Origin of the sequence: Candidatus Marifrigoribacter sp. Uisw_064 (assembly GCF_047730175.1) — a bacterium.
In the GTDB taxonomy this organism is placed as follows: domain Bacteria; phylum Bacteroidota; class Bacteroidia; order Flavobacteriales; family Flavobacteriaceae; genus Marifrigoribacter.
Window position 1 is genome coordinate 539,413 of the sequence record NZ_CP159833.1, and the last position, 13,685, is coordinate 553,097.

General features: G+C 31.4%; 9 protein-coding genes. 2 read left to right on the plus strand and 7 right to left on the minus strand.

Annotated features, from left to right (window positions below):
- The 4 genes from ABXT64_RS02415 to ABXT64_RS02430 all read right to left on the minus strand — a co-directional run bounded on the left by ABXT64_RS02415 (position 1) and on the right by ABXT64_RS02430 (position 5,809).
- Complete coding sequence (locus ABXT64_RS02415; protein ID WP_443633795.1) at positions 1–2,859, minus strand: PAS domain S-box protein; 2,859 nt, start codon at positions 2,857–2,859, stop codon at positions 1–3.
- 304 nt (positions 2,860–3,163) lie between these two features.
- Positions 3,164–3,577: a response regulator gene (locus ABXT64_RS02420; protein ID WP_443633796.1), complete on the minus strand. Its 414-nt coding sequence runs from the start codon at positions 3,575–3,577 to the stop codon at positions 3,164–3,166.
- A gap of 418 nt (positions 3,578–3,995) precedes the next feature.
- Positions 3,996–5,261, minus strand: a complete 1,266-nt coding sequence (locus ABXT64_RS02425) for an ice-binding family protein (protein ID WP_443633797.1) — start codon at positions 5,259–5,261, stop codon at positions 3,996–3,998.
- A gap of 416 nt (positions 5,262–5,677) precedes the next feature.
- On the minus strand, positions 5,678–5,809 hold the full coding sequence (locus ABXT64_RS02430; protein ID WP_443633798.1) for a hypothetical protein: 132 nt from the start codon (positions 5,807–5,809) through the stop codon (positions 5,678–5,680).
- Positions 5,810–6,048: 239 nt separating this feature from the next.
- Between ABXT64_RS02430 and ABXT64_RS02435 the strand changes: the two genes are divergently transcribed.
- A complete protein-coding gene (locus ABXT64_RS02435) occupies positions 6,049–6,513 on the plus strand; it encodes a DUF7486 family protein (protein WP_443634903.1) in 465 nt (154 codons plus the stop codon).
- A 48-nt stretch (positions 6,514–6,561) separates the two neighbouring features.
- Here ABXT64_RS02435 and ABXT64_RS02440 read toward each other — a convergent pair whose 3' ends face one another.
- The 3 genes from ABXT64_RS02440 to ABXT64_RS02450 all read right to left on the minus strand — a co-directional run bounded on the left by ABXT64_RS02440 (position 6,562) and on the right by ABXT64_RS02450 (position 13,063).
- Entirely contained in the window at positions 6,562–8,187 is a 1,626-nt protein-coding gene (locus ABXT64_RS02440; protein WP_443633799.1) for an amidohydrolase, read from the minus strand.
- A gap of 99 nt (positions 8,188–8,286) precedes the next feature.
- Positions 8,287–10,014, minus strand: coding sequence for a TonB-dependent receptor (locus ABXT64_RS02445; protein ID WP_443633800.1), 1,728 nt, complete (start codon positions 10,012–10,014; stop codon positions 8,287–8,289).
- Between the two features lie 25 nt (positions 10,015–10,039).
- Complete coding sequence (locus ABXT64_RS02450; protein ID WP_443633801.1) at positions 10,040–13,063, minus strand: tetratricopeptide repeat protein; 3,024 nt, start codon at positions 13,061–13,063, stop codon at positions 10,040–10,042.
- Between the two features lie 136 nt (positions 13,064–13,199).
- On the opposite strand from ABXT64_RS02450, the gene ABXT64_RS02455 reads away from it, so the two are divergent.
- The gene (locus tag ABXT64_RS02455) at positions 13,200–13,664 is read left to right on the plus strand and encodes a hypothetical protein (protein ID WP_443633802.1); all 465 of its coding nucleotides are present in this window, start codon (positions 13,200–13,202) and stop codon (positions 13,662–13,664) included.
- Positions 13,665–13,685: the final 21 nt, after the last annotated feature.

A 13,685-nucleotide genomic window follows, 5' to 3' on the forward strand; every position in this document is an offset into this window, starting at 1 on the left:
CTATTTTTTTAATGTAAAATAAAAAGTTGTTCCTATTTCTAGTTCAGATTCAATCCAAATTTCGCCTTGATATAGGTCAACAATTTTTTTCACAATGGAAAGTCCAATGCCTGATGATTCTTTATTGGGGTTTAATGAATGGAAAAATTTAAAAACTTTATCCAGATACTTACTTTCAATTCCAATTCCATTATCTTTTACTGAAAATTGATAAAATGATTTATTTTCTAAAACATCTATTTGAATAAGACCTTTTTCTTTATTATTAAATTTAATAGCATTGCCGATTAGATTTTGAAAAAGTTGTTGCAATTTTGTTTTTTCACCTGTTACTATAGGTAATTTATTAAGTATTTGAACTGATATGTTTTTTGGAATAAAAATAATTTTTTGCAAGTCTTCTAAAACAATATTTAAATCTATATTTTGTTTTTCTGAAGTTATCGAATCGATACTAGAATAAAAAAGAATATCTGAAATTAATAGTTCCATTTTTTCTAGAGTGTCTTCAATTAAATTGAAATTCTGTAGTGTATTTCCATGTAATAAACCTTCGTTATCGGCTTTAATCCAAGAAACCAATGCATCAATACTTCGTAAAGGAGATTTTAAATCATGGGAGACAACATGCGCGTATTCATTCAATTCATTATTACTTTTTTCTAATTTTTTAAGTAGCTCACCATTTCGAATTTCCACTTTTTTTCGTTCTCTTATGCTTACTGCTGTTCTTAATTTTATCGCCACTAAGCTAGCAATACTCTCTAATGTTTTAATCTGCTCCTCATTGAAATGATTTTTATCTTTATGCTCAGAATCAATAACTCCAATGACGACTCCATCGCTAATAATAGGTACAACTATTTCAGAAAAACGCATTTCATCGTCTAGAACATATCGGACATCTTTAGACGTATCATTTACTAGTTCAGATTTTCCCGATTTTACAACACTTCCTACGATTCCTTTTCCTTTTGGAAGAAATAACTTATTGATAATTTGACTGTCAATATCCAATTTAGCCCCATAAACGGCTATCTGTTCTGTAGTTTCTTTTTCGTGATCCACCAAATAAATAACACAATCTTCAGAATTCAAATATGCCGCAATAATATTTACAATTTCCCAAGAAATTTCTATAATATCTGTTTTATCTAATATAGATTTGGTAAGGTTATTTATTAAATCAATAATTAAAGTTTTCTGTCTATTTGAAGTAATATTTTCAATAAATACTACTTCATGTTTTACTTTATTATCATTATCCCTTACAATATTAACATTCGTTTTTGTCCAAATAACTGAACCGTCTTTCTTTATATATCTTTTTGTATAATTAAAATGATCAACTTTATCAGCATACATCTTCTTAATATAGGTCTTAAAAGAAGAAGAACCTTTGTCAAAAGACAAATCATTTATTGAAAGCATCTTTAATTCTGACTCAGAATACCCAATCATATTTTGAAGTGCTGCATTGGTTTTTATGATTTGACCACGCTTCGTTAGAACAATACCTATTGTAGAATTATGAACAATAGTATCTAATTGTTCCCTCTGTTCTTCTATTAATTTCGCATTTCGCTTGGCTTCAGTTATATCTAAAAAAACACCTATAGATCCAATTACCTGCCCTTTATCGTCATAATTGGGAGCACCACTAATTAACCATTCTCTTACCTCTTTAGATTTTGTTTCTGCTTTAAGTTCATACGTGTTGGACTCCCCTTTTTTACGATTATTATTTTCTTTAGAAACTATCCTTATGGCATCTCCTGAGAGCAATAATTTACCGGCTTCTTTACCTAATGATTCGGCTTCAGTGTACCCCGACATTTTTAAAAAACTCTGATTAATCATTAAGATTTTATCATTATTGTCAACCTCTACTACACCAAGGTTTATATTAGCAATAATGTTATAGTATTTTTGTTTTTGGGCTTCTAAACTCTCCCCGTATTTCTTTCGTAAGGTTATATTTTTAAAGGTCCAAAGATGTCCTTTGTATTCGCTTCCTTTTAAGATTGGAATAAAATCGCGTTCTAAGATTTCTCCATCGGCCATAATTAACTCATCTCCTAAAACCTGTTGTTTTTTTTCAAAGATATTTGTTATTCTAGAAATAAATTCTTCTGGATATTTGAATAAATGTTTATTCTCCTTTGCAGCAGCAAGACTGTCTTCTCCTTTTAGTAAATTTGGCGAAACACGTATATTGAACAGCTTACAAAACTTGTCATTTGTTAAGATTATTTTTCTATTCTCATCTTCTAGCAATACGGCACTATCTATATTTTCAATAAGAGATGATAACCAGTTTTCTGATTCAGTCAATAAATCTTCAGCTCTTTTTTCAGAGGTAATGTCCCTAATAATTCCTTGTGCTCCACTGGGCCTATTTTCCTTGTCAACAATAAGGTTACCATTAATTTGTACCCACTTTACTTGCTTGTCTTTCGTTAAAATTCTTGTCCTATAATTAGTGAACACACCTTCTTCCTTTAAAGATATGAATGCCCTAGTTCCATATTCTAAATCTTCGGGATAAATTAAATTATAAACACTAAGTTTCTCTTTTACAATATTATACCCAAAAAAGGCAGCAGCGATGTCATTCATTTTTAGAACATTGCCATACATATCCATTAGAATGTAACCATCATTAATATTTTCGAAAACTCCTTCTAATTGAGAAGATTTTTGTTCTAGAAGGTTTTCTAACGCTAAGTTTGTTTTTTTAAGTTCCTCTAAAAGATATAAATCATTGGATTTATTTTCTACTATTTTTTCTGCCGCTTTTCTTGCGGTTTTTTCTTTTTGTAAATTCCTTTGTAATATGTCAATTTTGTCTTGGTTCATTAATTTTATGTTAATGATAAATTTTGCCTCAGGCTCATCTTCTTTTATTTTTTATAAAACAATGGTAGCCAAACTGCTAAAACAATTTATTGTTTAATCCAAGTCCAAAATGATGCATTGCTCCAATTAATTTATAAATTCCTTTTCTTTCTTCAACAATAAAGATAGGTAATTCTGAATTGGGATAAACTTATGTGCTTCTCAGAGCATATAATCCCAATGCACTACTAAATGTTCTTATTAACTATCTTCTAACCCAAATTTTTCTTCAAACAAGTCTAAAAATTCAGTAAAGACTTAGGATTTAATATTTTTTTAATTCATTTATAGACCAATAAGATAAAACTATTTCTATTTTTTTAACATAATCTTCATATTTTAAAGGCTTTAAGATATATCCAGAAACACCAATCTTATAGCATTTATTTAAATCGTTTTCATTGTCTGATGTTGTTAAAATTATGGTTGGAATGTGTTTTAAATTATCGTTGCTTCTCAAGGTTGATAAAAATTCTATACCGCTAATTTTTGGCATGTTTAGGTCTAATAAAATAATATCTGGAAAACTCTCGCTTTGTTTTAAAATTTCGAAGGCTTCATCTGCAGTTTTCGCTTTGGTTATTTTATGTTTTAATTTTAATAATGAAAGGGTTCTATCCATTTTCATTACTTCAATAATATTGTCTTCAATCAATAAAATGTTTAATTTTTTTTTCAAAATATCTGAAATAATTGTTTAACATATAAAGCTACTCTATTTTTTAAAAATCAATACTGAGGTTCGTTTAATTATAAGTTATCTTTAGATGAAATGCTTTTAAGTTTAGATGAATGGATTAAAAAATTTATTACTGCATTGGTATCTTTGAAAATAGCTATATAAAAAAGCACTTGTTTTAGTGAATATTTAACTGTAGCCGTAAATAATAATACTATTTATTGAGACTGCACTAAATGGCTTAATGACTTTATGCGGATTTGTTCCAAATGAATGTCTGGATGATTGTTATATTGGTGTAAAAATCGATTATATTGATTGGATTTAATAGAAAATATTAGCTACAAGCAGCATTGGCGTATATGCCGATTAAAATTGTTTTGATACACTGAATTTATTCACTTTAGATTGAAAGCAGTTAAAACCCAAATCGAATTAATGAGAATGTTCTATTATTAAGCGTCGCTTCACCAGCATCAACTTTCCACCGCACTTCGATGGTTTCCCCTGCTGTTAGCGCGGTAAACATTGTCAGGAGAGAAACCTGTGAACTCGTTGAACTAATTGCTCTACTAGAATTAACTACTTCAGTCCCATTTTGATAAATACAGTAAGTCGTAGTAGTTAAATTATTGGAAGAGCCACCAGCAGGATATTGTTTTCCAAAATGTGTGCCTAAAATTGTCAGTACTCCTAATGCGGTTCCAACATCTCCAGTGATCGTAGAAGTTGCATCATCTGAAACTGCACCATTAGAGGAAAACATCGCAAATGAGGAAAGGTTTCTTAAATCAATATAAGAGTCACCCGCTGGCTGGTTAAGAATACTACTCGCACCAATACTTAATGCTCCTAACTTTGTAAATATCCTTCCTTCAAGGTTCGTGCCCGCTCCCAACCCAATCGCTCCGGCGGGAGAAACCAAGGTTCCTTTCAATGTTGTGTTAGCAGCAGTAGATAAGGCTCCTTCAGACATCCAGAATATATTATTGGAGCTTGCTCCATTGATCAAATTTACAATAGCCCCAACTCCAGTAGTAAATGCCCCGGTACCTCTTATAATAAATACGGAATTTGAGTCTCCTCCGCCATCTAGCGTAAGTATGCCTGCAATCGATATTGCTCCAGTCACGTCATAGATACCCGGCGGCAAATTCTCCCCATTACCAAAAATAAGTGCGTGATCGGTGTTAGTCGCAGTTATAGCAATTAAATCTTGGTATATCATATCCAGATCAATAACACCTTGATCTGGAGTAAATAATGCCGGCATCTGAGCATTGAATAAGGCTAAGTAAGTACCTGGACTAGAAGATATCGTCATGCCCGGAACCAACAAAGAATTAGTGGATGTGGTATTAATATTGTCGCCTAAAACCACAGAATTAAGTGTAGGCTGCTCCTGCTCTTTGATACCTTTCCAATTAGGCGTTGAGGGAGTTCCAATATTTAGTTGACCATCATTTGATGTAGTATTGTAAATCATTAAGCCCTCCGCTGGAGATACTATTCCATCTCTTTGTAAGGTGGTTAATCGCGGCATTAAAAGCCCTTCACTGGTGGAAGAAAGATCTAGAATAGAAGAGGGGTCAGGTGTTGTTGTCCCTATTCCGACTTGAGCGTAAAGATTGCTTGAAGACAATAAGACAAGCTGTATTAAAAAACATTTTAAAATAACTTTCATAAGACAAAGTTTAATAAGGTTAACTATCTTTTGAATAGTTATGACAAACTAAGTTTTTGTCATAGATAGCTGCAATTTTCATCAGTAATGTTTATTTTTTTAACAAAAATAGTTTTGTTCTTGAAAGAAAAATAACGTTTAAGTACCAAAGGTTATTTTGTGCAGACGAATCGAGGTTTTCTAATGTCTAATAAATTTTTGAGTATCCTTAAGATATTCATATTAGATTATAGAAAAAGAGACCTATATTATATAATTTCCCCTTAAAACCGAATGGTTTAAAAGTAGCATACTAATCATAAATGCCAGCGGTATGAATATGGATGAGGTTAGCTGGAAACACGGATTGAGTTCTGCTGCTTTTTATAAGCGTCGTGCCAAGTATATTAGAATAAATTCCATGGAACTAATGAGATTTATGGAGCTTTTAGTCCGAAAAACTCAAACTTATCTTTCATATATGCCTTTTGCTGTTTTGCTATTCCAGCATCTGAACTATCATAAAACTGCTTAGTTAAAATTCGAATAAATTCATTTAAATTTTTCATTCACCTCTATTTTTTCATGATATATATCATAAAGGCTAGTTCCGTCTTTATTTATCTTTATATAATTCACAAGTAAAATTTTAAATATGAAAAAATCAAACCAATTATTTATTAAAACCCTCTGCTATAAGTTATTTTTTATTGGATTTATATTTTCGTTTGCAGCCTGTAATAATGTTCCTTCAAAAGATAAAACAAGTAAAACTTAAGCAGATGAAATAGCGAAAAGTAACGACATCATTTGGAATATTATAGTCATTCATTCAGATGGACAAACATTAGATATTAAAGCCTTTGATAAAGAAGGAAACTCTTTCGATATAAAGGCGTTTCAAGACTCCGATCAAGATAGTTTCTTAGATTTAAAAGCTACTGTAAAAGGCAAACTATTACCTATTAAAATGTTAGTGAGTGACAAACAGTTCATTTCAATTAAAGCGATTGACAAAGGAGGTATTTCGTATGATATAAAAGCAGTAACTGCTGAAGGTGAAACATTGGATGTAAAAGGAATTGCTAGATTTGGAAATATTGTTATTATAAAAGCCATTACTGAAGCTGATGTAAAGTTAGATTTAAAAGGTATTAGTCGTTCAGAAACTATTGCACATGTAAAAGCCATAAATGAAAATGGAGATTTTTATGGGATAAAAGCTTTCGCTCCAGACGGAACACTTAATGATGTAAAAGGTATTAATCAATAAGCAACAAACAAAGCTAGGGTTCGCCTAGCTTTGTTTATGTGTTTTTATTTATTTTTCACTAACCTTAACTCCATTAATATAGGTTGCTTCTACTTTCACATTTGGTAATACTCTCATCGCTGTAGTCATTAAATCACTATTTAATATTACAAAATCCGCATATTTTCCTACCTCAATACTTCCTTTTTCATGTTCCTCAAAATTAGCATAGGCTGCCCAAATTGTCATGCCTCGTAACGCTTCTTCTCTTGTTAAAGCTTCGTCCATATTAAAACCGCCTTCAGGATAATTATTAAGGTCTTTACGTGCAACAGCTGCATAAAAAGTTAGCATCGGATTTACTTTTTCAATAGGAAAATCAGTTCCTAAAGCAATTAAACCTGCTCTATCCAACAACGTTTTATAGGCATAAGCACCTTTTATTCGTTCTGAACCTACCCTATCCTCAGCCCAATACATATCACTTGTAGCATGTGTAGGTTGCACCGAAGGAATCATATTTTTTGAAAACATGAAATTATCCTTAGGAGTCACTATTTGTGCATGTTCAATACGCCAACGCCCATTTTCATTTTCAAGATTAACTTTAGCGTAAGCATTTAGTACAGATACTACGGCTGAATCTCCAATAGCATGTGTGTTCATTTGGTATCCAGCTTCCGCAATACGACTCGCTAAACTTTCCAACTCTTCCATAGGAGTAATCATAGCTCCATAATGTCCTTCTCGATCTGAATAAGGCTCTTTCATAGCAGCTCCTCTAGATCCTAAAGCACCATCTGCATACACTTTTACAGACCGCACATTCAATCGTTCTGTCTTAATCTTTCCTTTTTTTAAATAATAATCAAGGTTTTCTTTATAATTACTAATCATAGCATAGACTCTTAGTGACATTTCACCAGCTTTCTGTAAGCTATCAATGAGCTCTATCGTTTCTCTAGGTAAACCTGCATCACTTACGGTAGTTAACCCTAAGTCTAGACAAATTCTTTCAGCCTCTTTTAAAGCTCTTACTTTTTCTTTAATGGTTAAATCTGGTGTTACTGCACCTATTAATCCCATTGCATTATCTATTAAAATTCCAGTCAATTTTCCATCTTTAAGGATTATTTCACCGCCTAAAACTTTTGTTTCCGAAGTAATTCTAGCCATTTTTAATGCAATTGTATTTGCTAATATTGCATGTCCGTCTACACGACGAATAACTACAGGAGTTGTTGGAAATAATTCATCTAAACGCTCATTAGAAGGAAATTCTTTTACCTCCCAATCGTTTTGATCCCAACCTCTACCTAATATAAAGTCTACATTTTTTTCTTTCTGAAAAGCAACAATACGTTCTAATACCTCATCAAAGCTCTTGGTTCCAAATAAATCGACTCTCTGAAGAAACTTCCCTAAATTATAAAGATGTGCATGTGCATCGATTAAACCAGGCACGATGGTTTTACCTTTTACATCTAGGATTTCAGTAATAACATATTTTTTTTCTAAATCTGATGTATTTCCTACTTCTAAAATTTTGCCATCCTTAATAACAAATGCAGAAACGACATCAAAACTTTCATTTACAGTATACACACTTGCATTTTTAACTAGTAAATCTGCTGTTTCTTTTGTCTCGCATGAAATAAAGCTAATGAGTACAACTAAAAGAAAATATTTTTTCATCTTAAGGTAGTTTGGTTAGAATAGAGTAAAAATAAAGAAAGCATCGCGAATAATTAAGATGCTTTCCAAAAATAATAATTTGAGACAAAAATTACTGTATTACCAATCAAATTTATAGGTCGCTCCAAGCAAACCTTGAATACCTAACACTGGATAATTAGCCCATTTATTATAATTATCACTTAATAAATTGCTGCCTTTCACAAAAAAGGATAAACGTTCACTAAAGCGATATCCCGCATGAATGTTAGCATCTATATAACCGTCGAGTGTTAATGATTCTAAAGTAAAACCATTTAAATATTGATCTTTTCGTTCTCCTACATAAAACAAGGAAGCCCCTCCATAAATTTTTTCTGTAATATTAAAATTAGAAAAAACAGAAACCTCTAATTCAGGTAAATTCCATGCTTCGGGTTGATCTGTAGTATCATAACTTGAAAAAGTTGCATTTGCTCCCAATGAAAAAGAGTCATTTACTTCAACTTTTAATTCACCAAAAACAGATAAGGTGGTAATATCATCATAATTTACTTCAAAAGAATTTCCTTGCTCATACCCTTCTAAACCTGTATTAAATCCATTAAAAGAATTCAATTTAAACAAGGCTTTATTTTCTTCTTTGCCATAAGAAGCTCTCACATTATATCCAACAGCATTAGACAACTTCCCTTTTAAACCCCCAAAAGCTTTATACAATTCGCTTGTTGGCGCAATGTGTTGTGTTGGCGAAACATAAGGGTTTTTCTGAATAAAGCTATAATAAGTATTTTGATGTATTCCACCATCTAAACCTCCATAAGCTATTAAAAGTTCGTCCACCAATCGATAGGAAGCATTTACACGAGGATGGATTGAAAATTCTGTTTCACTGTTTTCTGAATCCATTGAAAGATATGCCGCTACTCCTAAAGAAAGCGTAAGATCATCATTTACATACACCAATGAAGGCAACACTCCTAGATTTAAAAAACTATATTTTATGTCGGATGTATTTAAATAATTACGTTCAAAACTCCCACTTAAATAGTCAATATCAGCAGCTACTTTTAAGGTGATTTCTTTCAATGGAAATATGAATTCTGGTTGTGCTGTAAAATTGATTTCAGAAGAAGAAAAAGAATCCCCTAAATAACGAAGATTTACAGTCGCTCTTTCAAAAAATGAATTTTCAACACTTACACTTCCACCAACATATCCACTAAAATAGGTCTGTTTTGTATCTAAAGCGTCTAATGTTTCATTGGTTTCTAATTCAGAAAATTCATTTAAACCATACCAATTATAAAGTTGATGTTCGATTCCTGTATTAAAAAGATAACTAATATCTTTTTGTCTACTTGAATAGGTAGCATCAAGTTTAGTGTCGTAAAATTTATCATCCACTCTTAGCCCTTTGATGCCTCCTTGGGAGGAATGATGCTTAAAGAAAATTCCGAAGTTATCGGTTCTACTTATCTGAAAATTACTATATAATTCGGCTAAAATACTGGTGTAATTACCAAAACCTACACTTGCATAATTATCATATAATTTAATAGATTTTGTTTTTTCAATTTTAGTCGCACTTCCTTTTGAAGGTGTAAACGTTGAAGCAACTGGCACAGAAAATATTGAATACTCAACTTCTTTTTTAGTGCTACTCACCGAATCGTTTAAAACAGGAGTTTCTTTAACTTTAAAAGCATCTGAAATTGTCGGAGTATATGGTCTAACGATGTTTACGACTTCAGTCCCTATTTTCCCTTCCTCTTCTTGAGCAAATCCATTGCTAGAAATACAACAAATGATACATAGCATTGGGATAATTATTCTTTTATTCAGCATATAAAATTGTGTTCTTTTGTAGGTGTTAATTTTCATCTTCAATTTCTATTGATGAATTTGTTTTAGCTTCTGCTTTTTTAATGATTGCTAGTTTTTCTTTCGCTTCTTCTGTCACCTCTGGATATTCTGAAAAATTACTAATTACATTTTCCAAAATATAGGTTGCTTGAAAAGCATCTTCTAGTTGGTAGAAATTATCTGCCATTAATACCAAGCCTTTAGCGCCATATAATTTATATCCAGAAAAATCTCTAGCCAAAACTTGAATTACTTCATTTGAACCAGCAAAGTCTTCCCCTTTATTTTTAAAATAAGCATTATAATATTTGGCTTCAGCAGCTAAGATTCCGGCGGCAATTTTAGAAACTTCCTCATAAGCAGATTTCGCTTTTTCTTCATTACCTGTTTTCATTGCTGAGCGTGCAATGATGAGTTGTGCTTCACTTTTAATAGCGCTATCTATTTTTTCTAATAGCAATACTTTATCAGCATATACTTCTGCTTCATAGTAATTTTTAAGCTCATAATTTGCCTTCATACTATTGATTCGAGCAAAGGTGACATTTTGAGGGAAATCTGCTTCAGTTTCAAGCCTTGACAGATATTCTATTGCATTTTGAGGTTCTTTTTCATTTAAATATAATTGTGAAATACGTACCAATGCTTGTTCTGTAAATTCATTTCTGTCTATATCAGCTACATAACTATAATGACTAATTGCTTTCTCCTTTTTATCTTCCGAATAATACATTTGTGCTAAATAAAAGTGCGCATGTAAAGCATGTTTCCCTTTTGGAAACTGATTAATATATTCTTCAAACCTTGTAATCGCTTGTGGTGTTTTATGTTCTAAATAAGGTTGTTCTGCTGCTTGAAAAGTAGCATCGTCTAATTCGGAATCTACTACCTCAACAAAATCTAAAGTACGTACCCAATTACCATATTCATTTACTTTTCCTTGGTCGATATAAATAAGTTTAGCAGAAGCAACTGCTTGTAATGCTTCAGGTGTGGACGGAAAATCATTTGCAACTTTTTTAAATAAAGTTAAAGCTTCATTACTTTTTCCAGTATTATCTAAGATAAGTGCTTTCTTTAATAAAGCCTTAGAAACATAACTAGAACCAGGCAGTTCTTGCACTAATTGATTGTAAGCTTCAATGGCATTGTTATTATTGTTTTGTGAAACAAAGGTGTTTCCTAATTCGTATAAAGCATCATCTCTATACATCGATTTGGGAAATGTATTAGAGAAGTTGGCAAGCTCTTCAATTTTCTTTTCAGTACGATCTACAAAACCATAGCTAATCGCTTTCTGAAACGTAGCATAATCAAGATCTAGTGAGCCTAACTCAATTGCTTTGTTGTAACTATCCATTGCTGGCCAATATTTACTTGAAACAAAATAACTATCTCCTAAACGTAAATAAGCATCTTTTTTAGCCGCATTATTTGAGGTGTTAGATGCAACAAAAAATGTAAATCGATCAATGGCTTCCGTATAATTTTTTAGCTTAAACTCATTATATGCTAGGTTATAACTGCTATTGCTAAACTCGGGTGTTTCTGTTGCCTTTGGAAATTGCAGAAATTGTTTATAGCCTATTAGGGATTCTGTGAAATTTGAAAGTTGATAATCACTTTCTGCTTTCCAATAGGTAGCACGTGCTTTAAAAATAGCATCGTGCGGTTCTTTTAAGGATTTTTCAAAATAGATAATAGCTTCGTTATAATCTCCTTCTATATAAATCTCTATACCTCTAAAAAAAGCAACTTTTTGATAGGCTAATTTATTATGAAATGATTTGTTATTCTCTAATAACTCAACGGCAGCTTTGTAATTTTTTGAAGTGACATAAGAGTCGATCAATAAATCTTTTAGGCTTTCATTATTTTCATTTTTCTGGTATTGAGTAATGAAAGACATAAGAACTTCAGGAACACTTTGGTAGCTATTCCCTATTTCATAACTTAATTTAGCATAATTAAACCAAGCATCTTCCTGAATTTCTAGGCTATAATCCATTTCAGAAGCATTTTTAAAAGCGTTTAATGCTTGTTGTTTTTTATCAACTTTTAGGTAAGATTCTGCTAAGTGATAATATGCATTTTGGGCGACTCCATTATCACCCCCTATGATTTTATTAAATTCATGAATGGCATTTTCATAATCATTTTGTTTATAATGAGCATAACCCAATTGATAATAATCGGTATTATTCCATCTTCCTTTTTTTCCTTTATACTGAACTAAATAAGGTATAGCATCTTCATACTTTTGTAGATTAAAATAACTTTCACCAATTATTTTTGAAAGCTCACTTTTTTCTTTAGGAGGGGATTGTTCAAATTGTTCTTTCCCTAGGTCGATAGCTTTCTGAAACTTCCCCAATTTAAAGTTCATATCAGCTTGATAATAAGAAAGATCTTTTGAGTATCGTTCTTCTTCTTTTACCTCTTCAAATAACTCGGTAGCTTCTTCGTAGTCATCGCCTTCATAGGCTATAAAACCTAAATAATATTTAGCTTGTGCCCCATAGGTGTTTGAGTTACTGACTTTATTAAAATATTTTTTAGCTTCATTATGCCGTTTATTTTTAAAAAATGCATAGCCATTATTGAATTGAAACTTTTCTAACACTCCTCTAGATAGGCTTGTTTCATCTACTTTATCAAACCATTTTCTGGCATGCGAATACTTTCCATTTTCAAAATAAAAAGTAGCAACATTTATAAATGCACTATTGCGTTTTATACTCGTGGGATAATTTTCAACAAATTGTTCCATTAATTGATCTGCATCTTGTTGGTTTAATCGTACCGCACAATTAGCGATATAATAAGCACAATCACTTTTTACAGTTTCGTCTACTTCGTGTTCTTTTATAGCTGTAAATAGTGCTTGAGCAGCTAAAAATTGATTGTTCTCATATAAACTTATAGCTTGATTAAATTGCACCAAGTCGTTTGTGAATACTGCTGTTTGTTGGGAATAAGAACTAAAATAAAATACAATAAAAAGAAGTACTGTTAAGAGGTTTCTAAGCATTAATTTAGGTTTATTTGGGTCTATAAAGGGTATAACGCAACAAAAAAGAGATAAGTATGTTATTTTATACGGAATTATTCTGCTTTCAAAAAAAGTCTTATTTTTAAAGCATATTGATTCTATTAAATAAAACATTATGAGGAATTTAGCTTTACTTATCATTTTATTATTTACAATTAGTCTTTCTGCACAGCGCACAAAAATTAAAAATTTATACCAAAATGATAATAAAATTGGCATTGGAACAGATGCTCCAGATCACTTATTAACTGTAAAAGGCACCATCCATAGTCGGGAAGTTTTAGTAGATTTAGATGGAGCTTTAGCACCTGATTATGTTTTTGAGAAATACTATACCGATTCTTCTGAAATAAATCCAGATTATAACATGCTATCGCTTTCAGAAATAGAAACCTATATAAAAGAACACCATCATTTACCAGGAATCCCTTCCGCTAATAAAATTAAATCTGAAGGTCTTTTATTAAAGCAAATGAATTTATTATTACTTGAAAAAATAGAAGAGTTAACTCTTTTTACGATCGAGCAACAAAAAGAATTAGATCTATTAAAAGAAAAGCTAACAGTTAAAGAAGAGTAGAAATAATTAGGTATTTTTGTA